This is a genomic window from Kocuria sp. LUK, assembly GCF_021012935.1.
Taxonomy (GTDB): Bacteria; Actinomycetota; Actinomycetes; order Actinomycetales; family Micrococcaceae; genus Kocuria; species Kocuria flava.
The window spans coordinates 572327-596009 of the sequence record NZ_JAJMZI010000002.1 but is presented as its reverse complement, the minus strand read 5'-3'; the positions used below and the strand labels follow the sequence as shown (position 1 = coordinate 596009).

Annotated in this window: 21 protein-coding genes; 10 read left to right on the top strand and 11 right to left on the bottom strand. The window is 77.1% G+C overall.

Annotated elements, in window-relative coordinates:
* Positions 1-91: 91 nt before the first annotated feature.
* Both LQU92_RS05480 and LQU92_RS05475 read left to right on the top strand, forming a co-directional pair.
* Positions 92-331, top strand: coding sequence for a PLDc N-terminal domain-containing protein (locus tag LQU92_RS05480; RefSeq protein ID WP_058857875.1), 240 nt, complete (start codon positions 92-94; stop codon positions 329-331).
* Between the two features lie 190 nt (positions 332-521).
* Positions 522-1757 carry a VCBS repeat-containing protein gene (locus LQU92_RS05475; RefSeq protein WP_101850985.1) on the top strand — a complete coding sequence of 412 codons (1236 nt, stop codon included), beginning with the start codon at positions 522-524 and terminating at the stop codon, positions 1755-1757.
* A gap of 49 nt (positions 1758-1806) precedes the next feature.
* Here LQU92_RS05475 and LQU92_RS05470 read toward each other — a convergent pair whose 3' ends face one another.
* The 5 genes from LQU92_RS05470 to LQU92_RS05450 form a co-directional block, all read right to left on the bottom strand.
* A complete protein-coding gene (locus LQU92_RS05470) occupies positions 1807-2814 on the bottom strand; it encodes a DNA topoisomerase IB (RefSeq protein ID WP_230778502.1) in 1008 nt (335 codons plus the stop codon).
* A gap of 48 nt (positions 2815-2862) precedes the next feature.
* Positions 2863-3963: a hypothetical protein gene (locus tag LQU92_RS05465; protein WP_230778500.1), complete on the bottom strand. Its 1101-nt coding sequence runs from the start codon at positions 3961-3963 to the stop codon at positions 2863-2865.
* A 64-nt stretch (positions 3964-4027) separates the two neighbouring features.
* Positions 4028-6466: a GNAT family N-acetyltransferase gene (locus LQU92_RS05460; protein ID WP_230778495.1), complete on the bottom strand. Its 2439-nt coding sequence runs from the start codon at positions 6464-6466 to the stop codon at positions 4028-4030.
* On the bottom strand, positions 6463-7761 hold the full coding sequence (locus tag LQU92_RS05455) for a lysine N(6)-hydroxylase/L-ornithine N(5)-oxygenase family protein (protein WP_230778492.1): 1299 nt from the start codon (positions 7759-7761) through the stop codon (positions 6463-6465). Before LQU92_RS05455 ends, LQU92_RS05460 begins: the two co-directional genes overlap by 4 nt.
* Positions 7761-9245 (bottom strand): pyridoxal-dependent decarboxylase, encoded by a 1485-nt coding sequence (locus LQU92_RS05450; protein WP_230778489.1) that lies wholly within the window; start codon positions 9243-9245, stop codon positions 7761-7763. Before LQU92_RS05450 ends, LQU92_RS05455 begins: the two co-directional genes overlap by 1 nt.
* Positions 9246-9474: 229 nt before the next feature.
* On the opposite strand from LQU92_RS05450, the gene LQU92_RS05445 reads away from it, so the two are divergent.
* The 6 genes from LQU92_RS05445 to LQU92_RS05420 all read left to right on the top strand — a co-directional run bounded on the left by LQU92_RS05445 (position 9475) and on the right by LQU92_RS05420 (position 15101).
* Complete coding sequence (locus LQU92_RS05445; protein WP_230778486.1) at positions 9475-10554, top strand: iron-siderophore ABC transporter substrate-binding protein; 1080 nt, start codon at positions 9475-9477, stop codon at positions 10552-10554.
* A gap of 13 nt (positions 10555-10567) precedes the next feature.
* Positions 10568-11653, top strand: a complete 1086-nt coding sequence (locus tag LQU92_RS05440) for an iron ABC transporter permease (RefSeq protein ID WP_230778483.1) — start codon at positions 10568-10570, stop codon at positions 11651-11653.
* A complete protein-coding gene (locus tag LQU92_RS05435; protein ID WP_230778480.1) occupies positions 11650-12720 on the top strand; it encodes an iron chelate uptake ABC transporter family permease subunit in 1071 nt (356 codons plus the stop codon). Before LQU92_RS05440 ends, LQU92_RS05435 begins: the two co-directional genes overlap by 4 nt.
* On the top strand, positions 12717-13625 hold the full coding sequence (locus LQU92_RS05430) for an ABC transporter ATP-binding protein (protein WP_230778477.1): 909 nt from the start codon (positions 12717-12719) through the stop codon (positions 13623-13625). The genes LQU92_RS05435 and LQU92_RS05430 overlap by 4 nt, the downstream gene beginning before the upstream one ends.
* Positions 13626-13635: 10 nt before the next feature.
* Positions 13636-14676 (top strand): siderophore-interacting protein, encoded by a 1041-nt coding sequence (locus LQU92_RS05425; protein WP_230778472.1) that lies wholly within the window; start codon positions 13636-13638, stop codon positions 14674-14676.
* Positions 14677-14804: 128 nt separating this feature from the next.
* On the top strand, positions 14805-15101 hold the full coding sequence (locus LQU92_RS05420; protein WP_230778469.1) for a DUF1540 domain-containing protein: 297 nt from the start codon (positions 14805-14807) through the stop codon (positions 15099-15101).
* A gap of 69 nt (positions 15102-15170) precedes the next feature.
* Here the strand turns inward: LQU92_RS05420 and LQU92_RS05415 are convergent, their stop codons facing one another.
* Complete coding sequence (locus LQU92_RS05415) at positions 15171-16349, bottom strand: sorbosone dehydrogenase family protein (protein ID WP_230778466.1); 1179 nt, start codon at positions 16347-16349, stop codon at positions 15171-15173.
* 84 nt (positions 16350-16433) lie between these two features.
* Here LQU92_RS05415 and LQU92_RS05410 point away from each other — a divergent pair, with 84 nt between their 5' ends.
* Complete coding sequence (locus LQU92_RS05410; RefSeq protein ID WP_230778449.1) at positions 16434-17411, top strand: EamA family transporter; 978 nt, start codon at positions 16434-16436, stop codon at positions 17409-17411.
* A 127-nt stretch (positions 17412-17538) separates the two neighbouring features.
* Here the strand turns inward: LQU92_RS05410 and LQU92_RS05405 are convergent, their stop codons facing one another.
* From LQU92_RS05405 to LQU92_RS05390, 4 genes are all read right to left on the bottom strand, one after another.
* Entirely contained in the window at positions 17539-18192 is a 654-nt protein-coding gene (locus LQU92_RS05405; RefSeq protein WP_101850993.1) for a hypothetical protein, read from the bottom strand.
* 238 nt (positions 18193-18430) lie between these two features.
* A complete protein-coding gene (locus LQU92_RS05400; protein ID WP_230778435.1) occupies positions 18431-19972 on the bottom strand; it encodes an alpha/beta hydrolase in 1542 nt (513 codons plus the stop codon).
* Positions 19973-20242: 270 nt separating this feature from the next.
* A complete protein-coding gene (locus tag LQU92_RS05395; protein WP_230778420.1) occupies positions 20243-20563 on the bottom strand; it encodes a putative quinol monooxygenase in 321 nt (106 codons plus the stop codon).
* Positions 20564-20685: 122 nt separating this feature from the next.
* A complete protein-coding gene (locus LQU92_RS05390) occupies positions 20686-21000 on the bottom strand; it encodes a cytoplasmic protein (protein WP_230778417.1) in 315 nt (104 codons plus the stop codon).
* Between the two features lie 397 nt (positions 21001-21397).
* On the opposite strand from LQU92_RS05390, the gene LQU92_RS05385 reads away from it, so the two are divergent.
* Positions 21398-22624 carry an MFS transporter gene (locus LQU92_RS05385; protein ID WP_230778414.1) on the top strand — a complete coding sequence of 409 codons (1227 nt, stop codon included), beginning with the start codon at positions 21398-21400 and terminating at the stop codon, positions 22622-22624.
* 19 nt (positions 22625-22643) lie between these two features.
* Here LQU92_RS05385 and LQU92_RS05380 read toward each other — a convergent pair whose 3' ends face one another.
* A complete protein-coding gene (locus LQU92_RS05380; protein WP_230778410.1) occupies positions 22644-23528 on the bottom strand; it encodes an ROK family protein in 885 nt (294 codons plus the stop codon).
* Positions 23529-23683: the final 155 nt, after the last annotated feature.

The following is a 23683-nucleotide window of genomic DNA, read 5'->3' as shown; positions in this document are numbered from 1 at the left end:
CGCGCCGTTGACCGGTGCGGGCGCCCATTCCACCATGGGATCCCGGGGCCGCTCCAGGACCGCGGCCCCGCCCGAGCCCGAGGAGACGACCATGACGCGCACCCCCGACCGCAGCTGCCGGACGAAGCGGTGGGACGAGCTCACCGACGCCCAGCGGACGGCGCTGCTCGTGCTGGCCTCGGTGCAGGTCTCGCTGGCCGTGACCGCCTGGACCGACCTGGCCCTGCGCCCGGCCGCGCAGGTCAACGGCCGCAAGGCCGCCTGGGCGGCGGTCATCGCCGTGAACTTCGTGGGCCCGGTGCTCTACTTCGCCCGCGGCGTGCGCCGCTGAGCCGACCGTCCGGGGACGGCTGGGTCCCGTCCCTGGTGCGCGGGACGGGACGGTCCTACACTGTGAGCATCAGGATTTGCTTCCGTTCACCACGGAGCCGCCCCTGACCCCACCGGACGTCCGGGGCACGCCCCGCGCACGGCGCCGGTCCTGTGCCCGATCGGCACTCGGAGGTCTGGGGGGACCTGTCATGTCACGCTCGATGCTCACCCGGCTGCTCACCGGCGCCTCGGCCGCGCTGCTGGCCGCGACCGGGATCGCGGTCGCCGGCCCGGCCCAGGCCGCGACCGCGCAGCCCTTCCTCTCCTACCGCGACGGGTGGCGCGTCGAGCGGCACCCGCGCGCGCTCGGCGACCTCAACGGCGACGGCCGCGCCGACGTGGTCGGCTTCGGCGACGCCGGCGTCTGGGTCGGCTGGGGCCGGGCCGACGGCACGTTCACCGCCCCGGCCCTGGCGGTCCGCGACTTCGGCTGGAACCAGGGGTGGCGGGTCGACCGGCACCCGCGGCACGTGGCCGACGTCGACGGCGACGGCCGCGACGACCTCGTGGGCTTCGGCGACGCCGGGGTGGTCGTCTCCTACGCCCAGCCCGGCGGCGGCTTCACCGCCCCGCAGCTGAAGCTGCGGGAGTTCGGCCGGAACCAGGGCTGGCGCACCGACCAGCACGTGCGTGCGCTGGCCGACCTCTCCGGCAACGGCACGGCGGACATCGTCGGCTTCGGGTACTCGGGGGTGACCGTCTCCCACGGCCGCACCGACCGCACCTTCGACGGCACCGGCAAGCGGATCGACAGCTACGGCTGGGACCGCGGGTGGCGGGTGGAGAAGAACCCGCGGCTGCTGGCCGACGTGGACGGCAACGGCACGGCGGACATCGTCGGCTTCGGGGACGCGGGGACCTACGTCTCCTACTTCTCGGTGCTGGGCGACACGTTCACCCAGCCCGCGCTGGAGGTCCGCGACTTCGGCTGGGCCCAGGGCTGGCGCGTCGACCAGCACCCGCGGGCGGTCGCCGACGCCAACGGCGACGGACGGGCCGATCTCATCGGCTTCGGCCGGGCCGGGACGTACGCGGCCTACTCCCGCGCCCACCAGGCCGGGGAGCCGACGTTCTTCCCCGTCAGCCTGGAGCTGGCCGACCTCGGGACCGCCCAGGGCTGGCGCGTCGACCGCCATCCCCGGGGCACGGCCGACGTCAACGGCGACGGGATCGCCGACGTGGTCGGCTTCGGCCACGCCGGCACCTACGGGGCCTTCGGGGACGACAACTTCCTCGTCGGCCCGCAGCTGCTGACCCCGGAGTTCGGCTACGGCGCCGGGTGGACCCCGGACCGGTACCCGCGCCTGCTGGGCGACGTCAACGGCGACGGCCGCGACGACGTCGTCGGCTTCGGGTTCTCCGCCACCTACGTCGGGCTGCTCTGACCCGGCCCCGGTCCGCCGTCCGGAGCGGACGGCGGACCGGGGCCCCGGCTCAGGTGAGGAACGCCCGCAGGCCCCGCTCGGCGGCCGGGTAGGTGGCGGCGTCGATGGTCTCGCCGTCGAGGAAGCGGTCCACGACCCGGGGGTCGACGTAGGACTTCCGGGCGATCGCGGGGGTGTTGCCCAGGTGCTCGGCGACCTCGCGCACGGCCGCGGCGACCGCCTTCTTCCGGGCGCTGTGCGAGGGCCGGGTGTCGGCCCGGGCGGCCAGGGCCAGCGCGGCGGTGACCGTGCCCTGCCAGGTGCGCAGGTCCTTGGCCGTGAAGTCGGGCCCGCACCGCTCCCGCACGAAGTCGTTGAGGCGGGCGCTGGTCAGGGGCACCCACCTCCCCTCGGCGTCCAGGGAGGCCAGGGCCGTCTCCTGCGGGTCGCGCTCGAGCAGGGGCGCGAGCGCCGCGGCGAGGTCGGCGTCCCGCAGGCTCAGCGACCAGTGGTGGCCGCTCTTGCCGGGGAAGTCCAGGTGGACCTCGTCCCCGTCCGTGCGCACGTGCTCGACGAGCATGGTGGTCACCCCGTAGGAGCCGTTGGTCTGGGCGTACTCCTCGGTGCCCACGCGCAGGGCGGCGGCGTCGACGAGCCGGAAGGCCGCGGCGCAGGCCCGCTCCTCCGTGGGCTCGGCCGAGCGCAGCAGCCGGGTGACGACCGGGCGCGCCCGGGGCAGGGCGTCGCCGAGGTCCAGGACCCGGTCGAACTTCTCCCGGTCCTTCAGCTCCCGCCAGCGGGGGTGGTAGAGGTACTGGCGCCGTCCGGCGTCGTCGACCCCGGTGGCCTGGATGTGGCCGTTGGGGTGCGGGCTGATCCACACGTCGCGCCACGCCGGCGGGATCGCCAGCGCCCGGATCCGGTCGAGCTCCTCCCGGTCCGTGACCTTCGTGCCGTCGGCACGGGCGTAGGCGAAGCCGCGCCCGTGGCCGCGGCGGGTGATGCCGGGGCGGTGGCAGTTGCTGCGCCGCAGGCGCGGGCGGCGGGGCGTCGCGGGGCGCTGCGGGGCGGCGGCCATGGCGTCCTTCCGGGAGGAGGGGACCGGGAGGACCCGGGGACCGTCAGTCTACTGCGGGTCGGTCTCGCCGGAGCGGGTGTAGGCCGCGGCGCGCACGACGTCGTCGTCCTCGAGCCCGGCGCCCAGGGCGCCGCCGACCGTCGCGAGGGTCGCCGTGAGCCAGGCCAGGCGCACGTACTCGGCGGCGCCCACGGGCTCGGCGACGACCGCGGCGAAGACGTCCCGGTCCACGAGCAGCACCGCCCCGAGCCAGGACAGTGCGAAGACGGCGAGGTAGAACACGACCACCCCGATCGCGACGGTCGCCGCGGTCGCGAGGTTGAACAGGGCCACCTGCTCCCGCTCGGCGCGGCGGCGGGGGCGCTCCCACAGCCGGGCCCCGACCACCAGCGCCCCGGTCACGGCCCCGACCGCCAGCGCGGTGAGCAGCCCGAGCCGCCACGGCCCGTACTCGACGGCCAGCAGCCACAGGTCCGAGGCCACGAGGGTGAGCACGCCGGTGGCGGCCGCGACGGCGAGCAGGCGGGACAGCCGCACGACCAGCGTCCAGGGGCGGTTGGCGCGGATCATCCCCAGCAGCAGCCGCACGTTGCCGCCCAGCACGCGGGCGGTGAACTGCACGGCGTTGTCCTCCGGGTGCTCCCCGAGGTCCTCGGCGCGCTGGCGGGCCCGGCGCACGAGCTCCTCCTGCTGCTCGTCGTCGGGGTCGTGGCCGAGCAGCTCGCCGACCACGCGCACGGTCGCGTCCCGGGCCTTCTGCCCCACGTGCACCGCGCCCAGGGCCGGAACGGCGACCAGGCCCACCCCGTGCACGGGGCTGAGCTGGGTGAGCACCGGGGTGCGCCCGTCCTTGAGCGGGACGTCGGTGAGGGCGACGACGAGGTCCCAGTCCTCGTCGAGCATCCGGTCGCGGGCGGCCTCGAGCAGGTCCAGACCGTCGGCCGGCGGCACGGCCAGCCGGTCCTCGACGGCCCGGACCCGCCAGACGACGCCGGGGTGGCGCCGTCCCAGCAGCCCGGTCAGGACGGCGGGGAGGTCCTGGGGGAGCAGGGCCGCGACCTGCGGCGAGACCACGAGGCCGACCAGCAGCTCGGGGGCCTGGTCGCCGGCCGGGGTGTCGGTGGGGTGCGGGCTGCGGTGGTCGGGCACCGCTCCATGGTGGTCCACCGGGGCCGGGGGCGCCACTTCCGGCCCCGGTGGCCCCACCGGGTCCTCACGCGCCGGCCCCGTCCGGACCGCCCCCGGCGGGCCCGGCCACGGGGTTGTCGAGCTCCCCGGCGTACTGCAGGGAGGAGGCCTGGTCGGTGAGGTCGACCATCTGCAGGGTGTTGCGCAGCTGCAGCCGGTTCAGGCAGGAGTGCCGGAAGCGGGGGGCCAGCAGCGGGTAGCGCTGCGCCGTGGCGGGGTCCTGCTCCAGCAGCGCCCGCAGGCACGCCCCGGCCTGCGCCCAGAACTGCGGGGCCGGCAGCAGCCCCTGGTCCTCGAGGATCCCGGCGAGGTGGCGCAGGACGCCGTCGAAGACGTCGGTGTGCACGGACAGGGCCGCGGTGGGGGCGTCCACGACGTGGCGGATCCGCTCGATCCCCGCCGGCAGCGGCCGGTCCGAGACGACCGCGACCTCCTCGCCGATGTCCTTCATGATCACCCGGGCCGGGACGTGGCCCTCGAGCACGAGCACCACGTTCTCCCCGTGGGGCATGAACACGAGGTCGTGGGCGAGCAGGCACCGGGCCACCGGGGCGAGGTAGGCGTCGAGCAGGCGGCGCACCCACGCGGCCGGGGCCAGCCCGGAGGCGCGCACGTGCTCGGCGGCGACCGACCCGCCGGCGGCGTCCACGTGCAGCAGGGAGGCCAGGGTCGCCGGCCGCTCCCCCGGGCCGAGGCGGGGCACGGGGCTCTCCCGCCACAGCGCCGCGAGCATCCTGGTGTGCGGGCCCTCCTCGCCGTGACCGGCCGCGGCGGCCCGGTGGTAGGCGTCGCCGGTGTAGCCGACCGCGGCGACCTCCCGCAGCACGGTGAACCGGCTCGCGGCGAGCACCGGGTCGGCGGCCACGGTCGCGGCCACCCAGTCGTTGACCGCCGGGGTGTCGCGCATGTACCGCGGGGACAGCCCGCGCAGGAAGCCCATGTTCTGCACCGCCAGGGCGGTCTTGACGTAGTGGCGCTCGGGGCGGGTCGCGTTGAAGAACGTACGGATCGACTGCTGGGCCAGGTGCGCGTCGCCGGTCGTGCCCAGCAGCACGAGGTCCCGGCGGGCGAGGTCGGGGGCGAAGGTCACGGTGACCCGGTGCTCCCACTGGTGGGGGTGCACGGGCAGCCACCGGTAGTCCGCCGGGTCCAGGCCGAGGCCCTCGAGCCGGGCCCGGAAGCGCGCCCGCACCGCCGGGTCGAGCTCGGCCTCGACCAGGTCCGCCTCGTCGAGCCCGGCGACCGTGTCCAGGCGGCTGAGGGACCAGCGGGCGGCGAGCCACACGAGCTCGACGGGCCGGGCGGCCTCGGGGGACCAGCGGTCGTGCTCGGTGACCCCGAGCCCGATCCGGCCGTTGTTGGCCACGAAGCCGGGGTGGCCCTCGGTCATGGCGGCCTCGACCTCCTGGAAGCCGGCCCGGGCCAGGGCGTGGGCGGGCCGGGTGCGGTGGACGAGCTTGTAGGCGGCCGAGGCGAGGGTGCTCGCGATCTCCTCGAGGTAGGTCCCCAGCAGTGCGGGCGGGATGCCGAGGGCCGGGGCGAGCTCGGTGACCAGCTCCTGGGCGTCGGGCTCGGCGGCCGCGCCGTCGACCGTGCGCCCCAGCGAGCCCTCGTCGACGACCCAGTGCTCGAGGGCGGTGCGGCGGGCGCGGAAGCGGTAGCGCACCCGCCCGTCCGCGGTGGCGACCTCCCAGGCGTCCCCGCCCAGGGGTGCGGGGTGCAGGAGGCGCTCGTGGGCGAACTCGGCGAGCGCCTTGCAGCACAGGTGGCGGTGGGCGGCGCGCATCGGGTGGCGGCCCAGGTGGGCGGGCTCGCCGGCCGGGGGCGGGTCGGGCAGCAGCCGGGCGGCGGACCCGAGCTCGGAGGCCTCGAACTGCGCGCGGGTGCAGGTGGCGAGCAGGGCGGTCTTGCCGGGCAGCTCGAGCGGCCCGTGGACGGTGAAGCCCGCGCGGGCGTTGAGCCGGTGGACGGCCTCGTTGCGCGCGTCGGGCTCGACGACGACGCGGCGGGCGCCCTCCCGGTCCAGGAGCAGGCGCAGGACCCCGGCCATCAGGGCGGCGCTCGTGCCCGGCACGGGGGTGCGGGCCGGGGCGAGCAGCAGGTGCATCCCGGCGTCGCCCTCCCGGTGCGCGTAGCGGCCGGCGAGGAGCACGTGGGCCGGGTCGTAGGTCTCCACGAGCCCGATCGGCACGCCGTCGAGGCGGGCGAGCCGGGCTCCCGCGTGCGGGGCGGCGGCGAGCTCCTCGAGGTCGCGGCGGACCCGGTCGGCGTCGGCGTCGAGCATCCCCCAGTGGGCGGAGCGGGGGTGGGTGAGCCAGGCGTGGAGGAGCTCGACGGTGGGGGCGTCGGGCACGGCCGGGGCGAGGGTGAGGATCCCGCCGGGGGTCGCGAGGCGGACCGGGGCGGCGGTCCCGCCTCCGGCCGGGGCCGGCCGGGCGGTGGTGTCGGGGGCGGTGGTGGTCATGCGGTCTCCTGGGGGATGCCGAAGGTCTGGAAGGCGATGGCGGACTCGACGGGGTAGACCTCCCGGCCGGTGACGGCCCGGAGGATGACGCTGTTGCGGTAGGCGCCCATGCCGAGGTCGGGGGCGGTCAGCCCGTGGGTGTGCACCTCGGCGTTCTGCACCCAGATGCGGCGGCGGTCCCGGTCGATCGCGTACTCGCGGGAGACGTCGTAGCGGCCGGCGGCGTCCCAGGCGATCTCGTCGCGGACCGGGTCGAGGAAGGCGGGCACCTCGGCCCGGTAGCCGGTGCCGAGCACGAGCGCCCCGGTGCGGTGGCGCCAGGACCGGCCCAGCTCGTCGTCGTGCAGCTCGAGGACGAGCCCGTCGTCGTCGCGGGCGGCGCCGGTGAGGGTCGTGGACGTGGTGAGCAGCCCGGCGGGGTGGCCGTGCACCGAGCGGCGGTAGAGCAGCTCGTGGATCCCGTCGACGAGCTCCGCGCTGATCCCCTTGTACAGGCTCGTGTGCTCCCGGTTGAGCCGGTCGCGGCGGGCGGGGTCGAGGCCGTGGAAGTGGTCGACGTACTCGGGGGAGGTCAGCTCGAGGGTCAGCTTCGTGTACTCCATGGGGAAGAAGCGCGGGGAGCGGGTGATCCAGTCGACCCGCGGCCCGCCCGCCCCGGCCCGCTCGAGCAGGTCGCGGTAGACCTCCGCGGCGGACTGGCCGCTGCCGAGCACGGTGACGGACTCCTGCGCGAGCAGCTCCTCGCGCCGGTGCAGGTAGTCGCCGGTGTGCAGCACCGGCTCGAGCCCGGGGTCCACGCACGCGGGCACGGAGGGGACGGTGCCCACCCCGAGCACGAGCCGGCGGGTGCGCCATCGCTCGGTGCCCGTGCGGGTCCGGGCCGTGACCGTGTAGTGGTCCCCGGCGGGACCGCGCTCGACGGCGACGACCTCCCGCCCCCAGTGCAGGCTGTCCAGCTGCTCGCTCGCCCACCGGCAGTAGGCGCTGTACTCGGCGCGCAGGGGGTTGAAGTCCTCGCGGATGTAGAAGGGGTAGAGCCGCCCGGCCTGCTTGAGGTGGTTGAGGAAGGAGTAGGGGGAGGTGGGGTCGGCCAGGCTGACGAGGTCGGCGAGGAAGGGGACCTGGATCGTGGCGTCCTCGAGCATCAGCCCGGGGTGCCAGTCGAAGCCCTCCCGGGCGTCGAGGAAGACGGCGTCGAGGTCCGCGAGCGGCTCGGCGAGGCAGGCCAGGCCCAGGTTGAACGGCCCGATGCCGATGCCCAGCAGGTCGTGGACGCGCCCGGTCGCCGCGCCCATCAGCGGGTCCCCGCCGCGCTCAGGGACGCCTGCTCGCGGGCGTCCTCGCGGGCTGCCCCCCGGGCGGCCTCGCGGACCAGTCCGAGCACGTGCTCGACGTCGGCGAGGTCGGTGCGCGGGTTGAGCAGGGTGAGCTTGAGCCAGCGGCGCCCGCCGACCACGGTCGAGGCGACCACGGCCCGGCCGGTGTCGAACAGGGCGGTGCGCACGGTCTCCACGAGCCGGTCGGCCTCGGCCTCGTCGGTGCCGGGGGGCCGGTGGCGGAAGAGGACGGTGGACAGCGCCGGTTCGCCCAGCAGCTCCATGTCCGGGGCGGCGGCGACCGCGGCGGCGGCCTCCCGGGCGAGATCCACGGCCAGGTCCAGGCTCCGGCCGAGGGCCTCGGCGCCGACGGTGCGCAGGGTCATCCACAGCTTCAGGGCGTCGAAGCGGCGGGTGGTCTGCAGGGACTTGTCCACGAGGTTGGGACGCACGGCGTGGCGGGGGTTGAGGTACTCCGCGCTCCACGTGGACAGCCCCAGGTGGCGGCCCTCGCGCAGCAGCAGCGCCGAGGCGGCCACGGGCTGGAACCAGGACTTGTGGAAGTCCACGGTCACGGAGTCGGCCCGCTCGATCCCGTCGAGCAGGCCCCGGTGGGACGGGGAGACCAGCAGTCCGCCGCCGTAGGCGGCGTCCACGTGCAGCCACGCACCGTGGGCCCGGCAGGCGTCGGCGACCGCGGGCAGCGGGTCGATCAGCCCGAGGTCGGTGCTGCCGGCGGTCGCCACGACCGCCATGACCTCGTCCCCGGCGGCGGCGGCCTCGCGCAGGGCCCGCTCGAGGGCCACGGGGTCCAGGCACCCGTCCCGGCGGGCGGGCACGGCCACGACGGCGTCGCGGGGCAGGCCCAGCAGGTGGGCGGCGCGGGCGACGCTGAAGTGCGCGTGCTCCCCGGCCAGCACCCGCAGCCGGCCCAGCCGGTCCTGGCGGGCCCGCGGGTGCGGGCGGGCCAGGCGCTCCTCGCGGGCGGTGAACAGGGCCTGGAGGTTGGACTGGGTGCCGCCGGAGGTGAACACCCCGTCGGGCCCGTCCGCGGTCGGGAAGCCGATCCGGTCGGCGGTCCAGTCCACGAGCCGCTGTTCCACGAGGGTCGCGACCGTGCTCTGGTCCCAGCTCTCCACGGCGGTGTTGGTGGCGGCGGTGAAGGCCTCGGCGGCCACCGCGGGGATCGCGACCGGGCAGTTGAGGTGGGCCATGTAGCCGGGGTCGTGGAAGTGCACGGCGTGGTCGAGGTAGAGCGCGCGGGTCTCCTCGAGCACCGCCTCGAGGTCCCCGAGCGGGCGGTCGAGGTCCACGGCCGCCACGAGCTGCTCGAGCTCGGCGGGGCCGGCGTCGGAGCGCGGGGCGCGGGTGCCGGCGAGGTGCACGGCCACCGTGTCGACGGTCGAGTGCAGGGCGCGGGCGTACTGGCCGGGGGTGCTCCGGCTGAGCAGGAAGTCGTGCATGAGCTCCTCGCAGGGGGGGTCGGGAAGGTGCCCGGACTTAGGCGAGGCTCACCTAATCACATTTCGGCGACGATTACATCATGGCCGTGTTGCGTATTCTCCCGCTCACACCCTAGGGTGAGGGCGACGCTTCGGTAAGGCAAACCTTCGCCCGGCCCCCGGGACGGTGCGCCGCCGCAGCACGATCCGTTGCCGACGGCCCCGCCGTCCCCGTCCGAAAGGGTGCCCCGTGGCCTCTTCCCCCCTCCGCGCCCGGCGCTCGCCGCGCGCCGTCCCCGCCGTGCTCCTCACCGCCGGCGCCCTCCTGCTCGCCGGCTGCTCGACCGGCCCCGCCGGCGGCGGGAGCGCCGGGAGCTCCGGCTCCGCCGCCGAGGGCGCGACCGGGGAGTTCCCCCGCACCGTGGAGCACGTCTACGGGGAGACCACGATCGAGGAGGCCCCAGAGCGGGTGGCCACGGTGTCCTGGGTCAACCACGACGTCGCGACCGCCCTCGGCGTGGTGCCCGTCGGCGTGCCGACCACCGACTTCGGCGCCAACGAGGCCGGGTCCACCGACTGGTTCGACGCCGCGCTCGAGGAGTCCGGGGCCGAGGCCCCCCAGACCTACTCCGAGACGGACGGGATCAACTTCGAGGCCATCGCCGCCCTGGACCCCGACGTCATCCTCGGCGCCTACTCCGGGCTGACCCGGGAGGACTACGACAAGCTCTCCGAGATCGCCCCCGTGGTCGCCTACCCCGAGGACGCGGTCGCGTACGGCACCTCCTGGCAGGACTCCACCGAGCTCATCGGCCAGGCCCTGGGCCGCGAGGAGCGGGCCCGGGAGATCGTCGAGGACGTCGAGCAGCAGATCGCCGAGACCGCCGAACAGTACCCCGAGCTCGAGGGCACCTCCTTCGTCTACGGCACGCTGGACCCCTCCGCGGCCGACCCGATCATCGCCTACACCGAGGTCGACAACCGCCCGAAGCTGCTGACCTCCCTGGGCATGGTCCAGGCCGAGGCCGTCACCGGGGCGGCCGAGGGCAAGGAGGACGAGTTCTACGTGACCTGGTCCCCCGAGAACGCCGACGACCTCGTCTCCGACGTCTTCGTCAGCTGGGCCGCCGGCGAGGACGTGCGCGAGGACATCGAGTCCGACCCGCTGCTGAGCAGCATCCCGGCGGTGGCGGACGACGCCCTCGTGCTGCAGACCGACGAGCAGGAGGTGCTCTCCGTCTCGGCCGCCTCGCCGCTGAGCATCCCGTGGGCGCTCGAGAACGTGGTCCCCGACATCGCCGAGGCCGCCCGCACGGCCGGCGGCGAGTGAGCCCGCTCCCCTCGTGACCGCGACCGCCACCGCGCCCCCCGCAGGGAGCCCCCAGGCCCCCCGCGCCGCCCGCCGGCACCGGGGCGCCGCCCTGCTCGCCGCCGCGGCGCTGCTCCTGGCCTCCTGCACGGCCTCCCTGTTCTGGGGCGCCCGGGCGGTGGACCCGGCTACGGTCGTCTCCGTGCTCGCGGCCCTGCCGGGGGCCCTGCTCGACGGCGGGGCGCAGGTGCCCGCCGGCACCGGCATCGACGCCGCGGTGGTGCACAGCCGGATCCCCCGCACCCTCACCGCTCTGCTGGCCGGGGCGGCGCTGGCCGTGGCCGGGGCCGGGATGCAGGGGGTCAGCCGCAACCCGCTGGGCGACCCGGGCCTGCTGGGGCTCACCGCGGGCGCGGCGGCCGGAGCGGTCCTGGCCATCGGCGCCCTCGGGGCCACGGCCACGTGGCAGCTGACGCTGTCCGCGCTGCTGGGCTCGACCGTGGCGGCGGTGCTCGTCTTCGGGGTCTCCCGGATCGGCGGCTCGGCCCCGACCCCGGCCGGGCTCGTCCTGTCCGGGGCCGCGGTCAGCGCCGGGTTCACCGCGCTGACCACGTCCGCGGTGCTCGCCCTGCCCGCGGTCCTGGACCGCTTCCGCTTCTGGAGCATCGGCTCGGTGGCCCGGGCCGAGACCACCGACCTCGCCGGCGCCGCCCCCCTCGTGGCGGCCGGGCTGCTCCTGGTGCTCGCCGGCTCCTCCGGGCTCAACGCCATGGCCCTGGGCGAGGAGCTCGCCCACGGCCTCGGCGTGCGCCTGGGCCTGCAGCGCACCCTCGTGTTCACGGGGGTCGTGCTGCTCTCCGGGGCGGCGACCGCCCTGGCGGGGCCCATCGCCTTCGTGGGGCTCATGGTCCCCCACGCGGTGCGCCGGCTGCTCGGCGGGGACTACCGGTGGATCGTCGCCTTCAGCGCGGTCCTCGGCCCCGTCCTGCTGCTGCTGGCCGACGTCGTCGGCCGCGTGGTCGCCCCGCCGCAGGAGATCCACGTGGGCGTGACCACCGTGGTGCTCGGGGTGCCCGTGCTGCTGGTGCTGCTGCGCCGGGGACGGAGCACGAGCCTGTGAGCACCGTCCTGGAGGCCGCCCCCGCACCGCCCGCCGCCCCGCAGGGGGTGGCCGGCCTGCGCCGCGCCCGGGTCCGCCGCGCCCGCCGGGCCGTGGCCCTGCTCGTCCTCGCGCTGCTGGCCGTGCTGGCCGTGCGCGTGCTGCTGGGCCGCTACACCGTGACCGTCCCCGACTTCGTGGCGATCCTGGGCGGGGCGCAGATCCCGGGGGCGAGCTTCATCGTGCTCCAGGAGAAGCTGCCCCGCGCCGTGCTGGGCGCCCTCGCCGGGGCCGCCCTGGGCTGCTCCGGGGCGCTGTTCCGCCGCGTGCTGCGCAACCCGCTGGCCAGCCCGGACGTGCTGGGCATCACCTACGGGGCCGCCACGGGCGCGGTGGCCGGCACCGCCCTGTGGGGGCTGCGCGGGGCCGCCGTGTCGTGGACCGCCCTGGCGGGGGCCCTGCTGGCCGCGGCCCTGATCGGCGCCGCCTCGGTGCGGGTCCGGGGCGGGGCCGGGATCGTCGGTGAGCGCTTCCTGCTCGCGGGCATCGGGGTGGCCGCCCTGTGCCAGGCCCTCACGGCCGCGCTGCTCGTGCGCCTGTCCCTGAACTCCGCCCAGGACGCCGCGGTGTGGACGGCAGGGTCGCTCAACGCGGCCACGTGGGAGCGGATCGCGGTCCTGGGGACCTGCCTGCTGCTGCTCGTGCCCGTGGCCCTGGCCGCCCACCGGGCGCTGGAGCCGGCCGAGCTGGGCCCCGAGCTGGCCGCGGGGCTGGGCGCGCGCCCGGCGGCCGTGCGCGGGCTCGCCCTGGTCACCGGCGTGCTGCTGGCCGCCGTGGCGACCGCGGCCACGGGGCCGCTGGCCTTCGTGGCGCTGGTCTCCACCCCGATCGCGACCGCCCTCACCCGGGGGCGGACCTCGATCCTCGCGTGCGCGCTCGTGGGCGCCGTGGTCGTGGTGGCCGCCGACGGGCTGGGGGCGGACCTGCTCGCCCGCACCGACCTGCCCGCCGGTGTGGTCACGGGCGCGATCGGCGCGCCCGTGATGCTGTGGCTGCTCGTGAAGCAGCGGAAGGAGAGCGTGGGATGAGACGAGACCGGACGCACGCCCGGGCGGAGCTGCGGGCCGTCGAGGACCCGCAGGCCGGGGTCCCGGCCTTCCGGGCGCGGGGACTGAGCCTCGGCTACGGCGACCGCGCCGTGGTGCGGGAGGTCGACCTCGAGGTCCCCCACGGGTGCACGACCGTGCTGATCGGCGCCAACGGGTGCGGCAAGACCACCCTGCTCAAGGGCCTCTCCCGCCAGCTGCGCCCCACCGCGGGGACCCTCGAGGCCGACGGCCGGGAGCTGCGCTCGTGGCCGGCCCGCGAGTACGCCCGCTCCGTGAGCCTGCTCCCGCAGGCGCCGGTGGTCCCGGAGGGGCTGACCGTCGCCGAGCTCGTCGAGCGCGGCCGCCACCCCCACCGGCGGTGGTGGGGCGCCCCCTCCCCCGACGACGACGCGGCCGTGGACCGGGCCATGGCGCTCACCGAGCTCACCGCCCTGGCCCATCGGCCGGTCGAGGAGCTCTCCGGCGGGCAGCGGCAGCGGGTGTGGATCGCGCTGACCCTGGCCCAGCAGGCCCGCACCATGCTGCTCGACGAGCCGACCTCCTACCTCGACCTCGCCCACCAGGTGGACCTGCTGGACATGCTGAGCGGTCTCCGGCGTCCCGGCGGGACCGGCCGGGCGACCGTCGTCGCCGTCCTGCACGAGCTGAACCTGGCCGCCCGCGTGGCCGACCGACTGGTGGCCATGGCCGCCGGGCGCATCGTGGCCGTGGGCTCGCCCGCCGAGGTGCTCACCCCCGAGCTGCTGGCGGAGGTCTTCGGCCTGGAGGCCGACGTCGCCGCCGACCCCGTGGGCGGGCGCCCGGTCGTCCTGCCCCGCGGCCGCGCCCGCGAGGGGTCCTCCCCCGCCGCGGCCACCGCCCCCGTCCTGTCCGTCCGAGCCTGAGGAGCCGACCGTGACCGTCCTGGAGACCCCCGAGGCCCCCGCCGCCGAGCCCGTGCTGTGCGTCGAGGCGGTGGTGACCTCCGTGGAGCAGCTGTGCCCCTCGTTCCGCAGGATCGGCCTGGCCGGCCCGGAGCTCGCCCGCCTGTCCCCGGCCCTGCTGGGCGCGGGCGAGCGGACCCGGTGCCGGGACGCCTACATCAAGCTGCTCGTGCCCCCGCCCGGGCGGGAGCCGCAGCGCGCCGATCTCTCGCGGGGCCTGCGGGAGGGCTGGTTCGCCCGGCCCGCCGAGGAGCGCGGCTGGATGCGCACCTACACGGTGCGCGGGGTGCGGCGCACCACGTTCTGCGGGATGGTCGTCCCCGAGCTGGTGATCGACGTGGTCGTCCACGAGGGCCACGGCCAGGAGGGCCCGGGCAGCCGGTGGGCCGCCGCCGCCACGGGCGGGGAGCGCGTCTACCTGCTGGGCCCGGGCCCGCAGGAGCGCCCCTGGGCGGCCTGGGACCACGGCGGGGCCCGGCGGGTGCTGGCCGTGGGCGACGAGACGGCGGCGCCGGCGCTGATGTCGGTCGCGGAGGAGTTCGCCGAGGAGGTCGGCGGGCAGCGCGCCGAGGGGGCCCGGCCGCGCCTCGACGTGGTGCTCGAGGTCCCGCACCCCGAGGACGCCCGGGCCCACCGACTGCCCGCCGAGCTGCCCGACGTGCGGCTGCACGTGCTGCCCCGCGCCGGCGGGGCGGACGGGCCCGCCGGGCACGGGCACCGCGCCGCCGGCCGGCTGGCCGACCTGCTCGGGCTGCCCGGCCGGTCCGTGAGCGAGGTCCTCGCCGGACGCCGCCCCGAGCGCACCCGGGCGCTGGCCCTGGCCGAGGACCCGGCCGAGCCGCGGGCGTGGTCGGTGGCCGCCCCCGTGCGCGAGGACGCCCCGTACGTCTTCCTCGCCGGGGAGTCCGGGACGGTCCGCGCGCTGCGGCGGCTGTGCGTGGACGCCGCGGGGATCCCCAAGGAGCACGTCTCCTTCATGGGCTACTGGCGCCGGGGCCAGGCCGAGTCCTGAGGCCCGAGGAGGCGGGCGTTCGGGCACGGAAAAATTCGCTATTCCCCGGCGCCGACCGGGCGCATCCTGGAAGACACGCAGGGGCCGGCACCCCGTCCGGCCCCGGGCCACCACCAGGAGGAACCGCCATGGCCACCACCGAGTTCGCGCCCGTCTCCGACTGCAGCGTCGGCCAGTGCTCCTACAACCACGACCACGAGTGCACCGCCCACGCCATCACCGTCGCCGGCTCGTCGGGCCACGCCCACTGCGGCACCTTCATCCCGCTGGGCAAGGGCGGCGGGCTGCCCACGCTCCACGCCGAGGTCGGCGCGTGCCAGCGCTCCGAGTGCACGCACAACGAGCACCTGATGTGCACCGCCCACGACGTCAGGATCGGCGCCGGCGCGGACGAGGCCGACTGCCTCACCTACCGGGCCGCCTGAGCCCCGCCGGCACCGCGGGCCGGGGCCGCCCCGCACCGGGGCGGCCCCGGCCCGTGTCCTGCGGCGTGCTCAGCCGGCCCGGGGCACGACCCGCAGGACCGCGTCGCCCTCACCGTTCGAGGTCGTGACCCACAGGGCGCCGTCGGCGTCGAGGGCCAGGGAGCGCAGCCGGCCCCACGCGTCCTCGAGCTCGGCCATCCGGGCGGTGCCCGTGATCTCCCGTCCCTCGACCCGGTGGACGGCCACACCGGTGTTCTTCAGCTCGGCGACCGCGAGCGCCCCGTCCCAGGCCCCCCACTGCTCGCCCTCGAGGAACACGGCGCCGCTCGTGGCGCGTGTGGGCCGCCCGGAGGACCAGGCCGCCCCGATCGCGTCCGGGAACGCCTCCCGGTCGGTCATCGGCACCGACTCGTCGTAGCCCGGGCCGGGGTCCCAGCCGTAGTTGCCGCCGGGGACGAGGACGTTGACCTCGTCGTCGACGTCCGGGCCGTGCTCGGCCGACCACAGCGTGCCCGTGCCCGGCTGGACCGCGAGCCCCTGCACGTTGCGGTGGCCCAGGGTGTGCAGGAGGGCGGCGTCCCCGGCGCGGTCGGCGAAGGGGTTGTCCGCGGGCACGGAGCCGTCGAGGGCCACCCGCAGGGTCTTGCCGCCGAGCGAGTCCGGGTCCTGCGGGTTGCCCGCCTGCGCGGCGTCGCCGGTGCCGACCACGAGCGTGCCGTCGGGGGCCACGAGCAGCCGGCACCCGCTGTGCCGCCCGGAGCTCAGCGGGATCCCGTCCACGACCGTGCCGGTGCGCTCGGCGGCGGAGGCGTCCCCGGCCAGCCGCCAGCGGGTGACGCGGACGTCCCGGGGCCGGCCGTCCTCCTGGGCGGCGTGGCAGAGGAACAGCTCGCGGGAGCGCTCGAAGTCCGGGGCGAGGGCGAGGCCCATCAGCCCGGCCTCGCTGCCGACGAACAGGTCGCCGAGGTCGGCGGCGACCTCCCGGGTGCCGCGGTCGTCGTGGACCAGCAGCCGCCCGCCGCGCTCGGTGACCAGCACGCCGCCGCCCGGCAGCGGCGCCACGTCCCAGGCGAGCTCGAGGTCCTCGACCACCGCCTCGACCTCCAGCGCGGGCGCCGGTCCCGCCCAGGGGGCCGACGACGGCGCGCCGCCCGGGGCCGGTCCCGCCGCGCAGCCCGCGAGCAGCAGGGCGGCGGTCGCGGCGGTCGTGACCGCCCGGCGGACGGCGGGGACTCGGCCGGTGTCCATGGCGGTCAATCTATCCTGGTTCCCCGGTGGGCACACCGGCCGGGGGCGCACGCCGTCCGGCCGGCCGCCGGGAAGGAGGCGCGCATGGACGCGGGCACCACGGGCCGGGCACGACTGGTCCTCCTGGGGGCGCTGGCCCCGGTGGTGTGGGGCACCACCTACGTGGTCACCACGGAGCTGCTGCCCCCGGACCGGCCGATGACGGCCTCCCTGCTGCGGGCCCTGCCGGCCGGGCTGCTGCTGCTCGCGCTGACCCGGCAGCTGCCACCGGCCGCGTGGTGGGGCCGGCTGGCGGTGCTGGCGCTGCTGAACTTCGGGGCGTTCTTCCCGCTGCTGTTCCTGGGCGCCTACCGGCTGCCGGGCGGGCTCGCCGCCGTCGTCGGCTCCGCCCAGCCGCTCGTGGCCGCGGCCCTGCTGTGGACGGCGTTCCGGCAGCGCACGCCCCTGCCCCGCCTGCTGTGGGCGGTGGCGGCCGTGGCCGGGGTGGCCGTGGCCGTGCTCGGGGGCCCGGTGGTGCTGGACCCCCTCGGGCTGGCGGCCGCGGTGGCGGGCACCGCCGTGATGGCCGCCGGGGTGGTCCTGACCCGCCGGTGGGGCCTGCCCGAGGGGCTGGGCGGGATCGCGGCCACCGGGTGGCAGCTGACCCTGGGCGGGCTGATGATCCTGCCGCTGGTCCCGCTCGTGGACACCGGCCCCTTCGTCCTGGACCTGCCGGCGGCGGCGGGGTACGCCTGGCTGGCCGTGCCCGGCGGGGCGATCGCCTACGCGGCGTGGTTCCACGCGGGTCGGCGGCTGCCGTCCACGAGCCTGACGCTGCTGATGCCGCTGACCCCCGTCACGGCCGCGGTGCTGGGGTGGGCCGTGCTGGGCGAGGCCCTCACCCCGCTGCAGGCGGCCGGGTTCGGGCTCGCCGTGCTGGCGGCCCTGGCCGGGCAGCTGCCCGCCCCGCCCGGGCTGCGCCGCCGTCACGGGTCGTCACGCACGGGCCCGCCGGGCGAGCCCGCCGCGCCCCGCCGCGGGGCGGGCGGCGGCCCCGCCCCGCACCCGGGGCGGAAGGGGTGATCCGGGACACGCACTGTCCGTAGGATGGGCGGGAGTCGCCGGAGCTTCCCGCTATCCCGGCGGCTGGGCCGGTACGGAGGACCTCTTCCGTACCGGCCGCCTCATCCGCGGCCGCGGCGGTCCGGGGCTACGGGCGGGCGGGCCCGTCCCCGCCCTCCACCAGGGAGCGGACGGCGGCCAGGGCCAGGGCCAGCAGGCCCAGGGACAGCCCGGCGAAGAACAGCACGGCGTCGTCGAGGCCGAAGGTGTCGACCGCGCTGAAGGGCGCCGCGGCGAGGTCCACCGCCAGCTCCGCGAAGATCTGCCGGTGGGCGAGCGTGAACAGCAGCGGCGCCGCCGCGGAGAAGGTCATCAGCGCCCCCGAGCAGATCCCCAGGCCGACGACGACGCCGCGGGCCAGGGGCCGGGCCGTCCAGAACCGCCAGGACAGGTAGGCCAGGAAGAAGGCGACCCCGGCGATCAGGACGTAGCCGGTCAGCAGCACGGCCGTGTGGACCGCGAGGCTCTCCGGACTGACCCCGCTGACCCCCACGTGCACGAGGCTGTAGCCGTCCGAGCTCAGCCGCGGGCTCAGGCGGGCCACCGGGGGCGCGTCGGCGGGGGCGGCGGGCAGCCACAGGTCGGCCTCGCCCGCGGCGGCGCGCACCGCGCTGGTCGCCCCGCCGAAGAGGGTCAGGATCCCGGTGACCACGAACGCCACCACGGCGGACGCGCTCAGGGTCCGCCGCAGCCGGCCACCGGTGCGGGCGGGGCGGACGGGCGGGGCGGGAGCGGCAGTCATGGGTCGCCTTCGGGCAGGGGCGGACGGGGGTGCGGAGGGTGGCCACGGCGGCCGCGGTCCACGCCGCCACCCTAGGCGAGGGCGCGGGCGGCCGCGGCGCCGTGAAGCTGCGTGACGCCCGGCCCGCCGCGGCCGCCGGCCCGTTCTGCACCGGCCCAGGACCGGGCCGGCCCCGGACCCGCAGCGGGGCCCGGGGCCGTCCTTCCCCCGAGTGGCCGGGCCGGCGCGCCGGCTCCGGTCAGCAGATCCGCTCCTGCGCGGGCAGCACCCCCTCGAGCAGGTGGGCGGTCACCGTCTCGTCGATGCACCGGTTGCCCCGCAGGTAGGAGCCGTGACCCTCCCCCACCCGGGTCAGCAGGTGCCCGCCCTCGAGCTGGGCGGCCAGGGCCTGCGACCACGCATACGGGGTGGCGGGGTCCCCCGTGCCCCCGACCACGAGGATCGGCCCGGCCCCCGCGGCGTCGATGGGCGCGGGCTCCCGCACGGTCTCGTACGGCCAGGGCTCGCACTCCACCGCGCCGTGGCTGGACCAGTCGCCCAGCGTGGGCGAGACCTCCTGCAGCCGGGCGTCCATCGCCGCCATGGCCGCCGGGTCGGCATCGGCCGGGAAGTCGAGGCAGGTGACGGCCCGGAAGGCCTCGCCGCTGTTGTCCGCGTAGGTGCCGTCGGGCTGCCGGCCGTGGGAGAGGTCCGCCAGGACCATCAGCCCGGTGCCGTCGCCGTGGTCGAGGGCGAGCTTGAGCGCCTGGACGAGGAACCACCAGATCGTCTGGTTGTACATGGGCAGGATCACCGCACTCCTGGTGTCGTCCACCGTGAGGGGGCGGCCGTCCAGGGTCGGCAGCGGCTGGGCCTCCGCCTGCCGCAGCAGGCCCTCGATCTCGGCCAGCCCCTCCTCGACCGTGCCCTCGAAGGGGCACCCGTCCTGCGGGAGGCAGGACTCCACGAACACCCGCAGGGAGCGCTCGAAGCCGGCCGCCTGGTCCAGGGTCCACCGCTCCTGGTCGATGGTCGGGTCCATGGCCGCGTCGAGGACGAACCGCCCGGTGCGCTCGGGGAACAGGTCGGCGTAGACCGCGCCGAGGAAGGTGCCGTAGGAGTAGCCGAGGTAGTCGAGCTCCGCCTGCCCCAGGACCGCCCGCAGGACGTCCATGTCCCGGGCGGCGCTCGCGGTGTCGACCTCGCCCAGCAGCGGCCCCGTGGCCGCCGCGCACGCGGCGGCGAACTGCTCGGCCGCGGCGCGGGCCTGCGCGAGCCCCTCCGGGGTGTCCCGGTCGATCGTCGTGGCCCGCCGGGCGTCCCACGCGGCGTCGTCGATGCACTCCACGGGGGTGGAGGCCCCCACGCCGCGGGGGTCGACGCCCACCACGTCGTAGCCGGCGCGCACCTGCGGCGGCAGCCCCGCCGCCCACTGCTCGACCCGGCCGGCCGCCGGACCGCCGGGCCCGCCGAAGTTCACGACGAGGGCGCCCTGCTCGGCCGCCCCGTCCGTGGCCGGCACGCGCGTGACGGCCAGCTCGATCTGTCCGGCGGCCGGGAGGTCGTGGTCGAGGGGAACGTCCAGCCGGGCGCACTCCGCCGCGGCACCGCACGCCGTCCAGGCGAGCTCCTGGGCGTAGTAGGGCTCCAGGCCCGGCGGGACCTGCTCCTGGGCGGGCACGACGGGGACGGGGGCGGCGACGGCGGGGCCGGCCGCGAGCAGCGCGGCCACGACCAGCGCGGCCGCCGCTCTTCGGGTCCCGCGGCGGGCACGGTCGGGCACGGTCGGGGAGGAGAGCACGGGGCACCAGGTCTTTCGCTCGGACGTCCCGGGAGCGGAGCGGGGCCGCCCGCGAGGGCGTGCCGGTGCCGGTGCCCCACCGGCCGCGCGGAGGGCCGGGCGTCCGGCGCTCCCGGCGCCCCGGACCCGGCCGTCCGCGAGAGAACGGGGTCTGACGAGGGACTTCAGGCTAGGAAGGCCGCACAGAGGGGTCAAGGATGTGTCGCCGTCGGACGGCCGGACCCCCGCGCCGCGTGCGGAGCAGGGGTCCGGAGCGCTGTGGAGGGCCGCTCAGGGGACGGTGATCTCGCCCATCCGGTCCCAGCCCTGGCCGTCGATCTGCCGGCTGATGATCTGCGGGGTCTCCACGAGGGCCTGGGGCGCCTCCGCGGTGAACTTCGCGAAGTGCTCGGTGCTGACGTGGGGGCCCGCGCCGTCGTCGGTGAAGGCCTCGACGAGCACGAACTCGTGGGGGTCCTCCACGCTGCGGGACCAGTCGAACCACAGGTTGCCCGGCTCGGCGCGGGTGGCCTCGGTGAACTCGCGGCTGAACTCGACCCAGCGGTCGGCCCACTCCGGCTTCACCTTGAACTTGACGACGATGAAGATCATCCCTGCTCCGTTCCTCCGCAGTTCACGCCGGGCGGTTCCCGGCCTCCCGGCGATTCTTCCCGCCCGCGGGGCCGCGCGCCAAGGCGGTCTCTCGCGGGCCGATACGGCCGGGGCCGCAGGCCTCAGCCCCCGGTCGGTGCCGGCGGCTTCAGCTCGACGAACAGCACGTGCGTGTCCGTGTCGCCGACGTTGTGCCCGACGTGGTCCTGGGCCGGCAGCCACTGCACGTGGTGGGCGGGCAGCTCGACCGCGCGCGTGGCGCCCTCGACGGTGAGCTCCCGCCGGAAGGCGCTGAGCGTGACCATCACGCTGTCGCCGTGGTGGTGCTCATGGGTCCGGTCACCGGGACGGTCCCGGTACTCCAGCACCCGCACGCGCTCGTTCTCGAAGATCACCGTGTAGAGCCGGGGATCGGTCGTGGTGGGGTCCTGTTCCATGGTCTTCTCCCGGGAGGACGTCTCCTGCTTCCGCGCGCCGGGACCGGCGTGGTGCGCCGGAGCGTACTCCGCGGGCACCGGCCCGGCAACGCCCCTGCGCCCGCCCGGGATCACCCACGACCCCGGCCCGGCGGGTCCCCTCGTGACCACGGTGCCGCGGCCGGCTCCATCGCAGGGCGGTCCGGGCGGTCGCGCGGGCGGGCGGCGGCACCGGCTCCGTCGTCGCCGCCGGTCCGGCACGGGGACGCGCGTCCCGGTGGCGCACCGGTGGCCGGAACACGACGGGGCGGGCGGGCCCGGAGCGCGGGCGCGGGACCCGGGGGCAGTAGCCTGAACTGCGCCCGGGACGACGACGCCCCCGTCCCGCCGCACCCGCCCGTCCCGAGGAGGTCAGACCGTGCGAAGCCCGCGCCCCGACACGCCCGCCGAGGGCCCCTCCGGCCCGTCCCGGCGGGCCCTGCTGTACCTGGGCGTGTGCGTGGTCCTGGTCGGGCTGAACCTGCGGACCGTCTTCTCGAGCTTCTCCGCGATCCTGCCGGAGATCACCGCCGCCGCGGACCTGCCCGCCTGGGCGGTCACGCTGCTGACCACGGCCCCGGTCACCCTGCTGGGGCTCTTCGCGCCGCTGGCGCCCCGGCTCGCCCGCCGCTTCGGGGCGGAGAACGTGCTGCTGGGCGCCATGGCGCTGCTGACCCTCGGCCTGCTGACCCGCGGCCTGCCCCTGCCGGGAGGCAGCGCCGTGCCGCTGCTGCTGATCGGCACGGTGGCCTGCGGCGCGGCGATCGCACTGGGCAACGTGCTGCTGCCCTCGATCGTCAAGCGCGACTTCACCCACCGTCTGGGCCTGATGAGCGGGCTGTACACCACGGCGATCTGCGCCTCGGCCGCCCTCGGGGCGGGCCTGACCTACCCGCTCCTGCAGGCCACCGGCTCGTGGCGGCCCTCCCTGGCGCTGTGGGCGGTGCCGGCCGCGCTGGTCGTGGTGCTGCTCGTGCCGGTGGCCCGGCGCCACCGCTCGGCCGCGTCGGCCCCGCCCGCTCCCGGCGGGCCCAGCCCGTGGCGGTCGCCGGTGGCCTGGCAGGTCACCCTGTTCATGGTCTTCCAGGCGATGATGTCCTTCAGCGTCTTCGCCTGGCTCGCCCCGATCCTGCGCGACCGCGGGGTCGACGGCGCCGCCGCGGGGCTGATCGTGGCCGTCTCGATCGTGCTGCAGATGACCGGTTCGCTCGTGGCCCCGCCCCTGGCGGTGCGGCTGCGCGATCAGCGGGTGCTCAACGCGGCGCTGGGCCTCATGGCCGGCGGGGGCTTCGTGCTCTCGATCTTCGGCCCGCTGTCGATGGTCTGGGTGTGGACGGGCCTGCTCGGGCTCGGCCAGGGCGGCCTCACGGCCGTGGCGCTGACCATGATCGCCCTGCGCACCCGCAGCGCGGCCATGGCGGTGCGGCTGTCCGGGATGATGCAGGGCGTGGGCTACGGCCTGGGCTCCTCCGGGACCTTCTTCGTGGGCCAGCTGCTCGCCCTGACCGGTGGCTTCGCGGCCGCGGGCGTCATGTTCGCGGTCGTCGGGGTCCTCGCGGCGGTCTTCGGCTGGCAGGCCGGGCGCCCCCGGTACGTGCGCGAGTGACCGGGCCGGAGGGGAGTCCTCAGTCCAGCAGGTCGCGGGCCAGCGCCAGGGCGCCCAGCACCCCGGAGTCGGGCCCGAGCCCGGGCGGGACCACGTAGCCGCTGCCCGGGTCCCCCGCGGGGTGGCCCTCGAGCGCCCCGCCCACGAGGCCGGCCAGGCGCTCCCGCGACGCCCCGAGCAGGCCCTCGGCGCCGGCCACGCCCCCGCCCAGCACGATCCGCTCGGGCATCACCGTCCAGGTCACGGCGGCCAGCAGCTGGGCGGCGTACCAGGCGCCGAGCTCGACCGCCCGCTCCCGGTGGGGGCCGAGGTCCTCGGCCGGCCGGCCCCAGCGCGCGGCCACGGCGGGACCGGCCGCGAGGCCCTCGAGGCAGTCGCCGTGGAAGCGGCACGATCCCGGGAAGCGGTCCTGCGGGTGCCGGCGCACGAGCAGGTGCCCCGCCTCCGGGTGGGCCCGCTCCGACAGGGGCCGCCCGTCCACGAGCAGCCCCAGTCCCACGCCGGTGCCGACCGTGACGTAGGCGAGGTCGCGCACGCCCCGGCCCGCGCCGAGCCGGTGCTCGCCGACCGCCGCACCGGTGACGTCGCTGACCACGGCCGTGGGCACGGCCCCCAGACCCAGGCCGGCCAGCAGGTCGGTGCCGCTCCACCCGGGCTTGGGCGTCGCGGCGATCGACCCGCGGCGCGGGTCGCGCGGGTCCGTGCGCACGGGCCCGAAGGAGGCCAGGCCCACCGCCTCGAGCCGCTCGCCGGCGTGCTCGGCCAGGAACGCCCGCACCCGCCCGAGGGTCTGCTCCGGGGAGGTCGTGGGGATGCGGGCCGATCGCACCGGGCGCGCGGGCGCCGAGGGCTCGGCGAGCGCGCACAGCACCTTGGTGCCGCCGGTCTCGATCCCGGCGATCACGCCCGGCCCCCGGCGGGCGGCGGACCGGGGCGGACGGCGTGCGCGGGGCGGGCGGGGCGGGCCATGGTGCTCCTCCGGGGCGGGACGGCCGCCGCGGGCGGTGCGCCCGGGCGGCACGACCAGGATGCCCCACGGCGGCGGGGCCGGGCCGCACC

Bases quoted from the DNA above. Each gene is read 5' to 3' on its own strand.
- LQU92_RS05480 (WP_058857875.1), top strand. From the start codon at position 92: ATGACGCGCACCCCCGACCGCAGCTGCCGGACGAAGCGGTGGGACGAG.
- LQU92_RS05475 (WP_101850985.1), top strand. From the start codon at position 522: ATGTCACGCTCGATGCTCACCCGGCTGCTCACCGGCGCCTCGGCCGCG.
- LQU92_RS05470 (WP_230778502.1), bottom strand. From the start codon at position 2,814: ATGGCCGCCGCCCCGCAGCGCCCCGCGACGCCCCGCCGCCCGCGCCTG.
- LQU92_RS05460 (WP_230778495.1), bottom strand. From the start codon at position 6,466: ATGACCACCACCGCCCCCGACACCACCGCCCGGCCGGCCCCGGCCGGA.
- LQU92_RS05455 (WP_230778492.1), bottom strand. From the start codon at position 7,761: ATGGGCGCGGCGACCGGGCGCGTCCACGACCTGCTGGGCATCGGCATC.
- LQU92_RS05450 (WP_230778489.1), bottom strand. From the start codon at position 9,245: ATGCACGACTTCCTGCTCAGCCGGAGCACCCCCGGCCAGTACGCCCGC.
- LQU92_RS05430 (WP_230778477.1), top strand. From the start codon at position 12,717: ATGAGACGAGACCGGACGCACGCCCGGGCGGAGCTGCGGGCCGTCGAG.
- LQU92_RS05420 (WP_230778469.1), top strand. From the start codon at position 14,805: ATGGCCACCACCGAGTTCGCGCCCGTCTCCGACTGCAGCGTCGGCCAG.
- LQU92_RS05415 (WP_230778466.1), bottom strand. From the start codon at position 16,349: ATGGACACCGGCCGAGTCCCCGCCGTCCGCCGGGCGGTCACGACCGCC.
- LQU92_RS05410 (WP_230778449.1), top strand. From the start codon at position 16,434: ATGGACGCGGGCACCACGGGCCGGGCACGACTGGTCCTCCTGGGGGCG.
- LQU92_RS05405 (WP_101850993.1), bottom strand. From the start codon at position 18,192: ATGACTGCCGCTCCCGCCCCGCCCGTCCGCCCCGCCCGCACCGGTGGC.
- LQU92_RS05395 (WP_230778420.1), bottom strand. From the start codon at position 20,563: ATGATCTTCATCGTCGTCAAGTTCAAGGTGAAGCCGGAGTGGGCCGAC.
- LQU92_RS05390 (WP_230778417.1), bottom strand. From the start codon at position 21,000: ATGGAACAGGACCCCACCACGACCGATCCCCGGCTCTACACGGTGATC.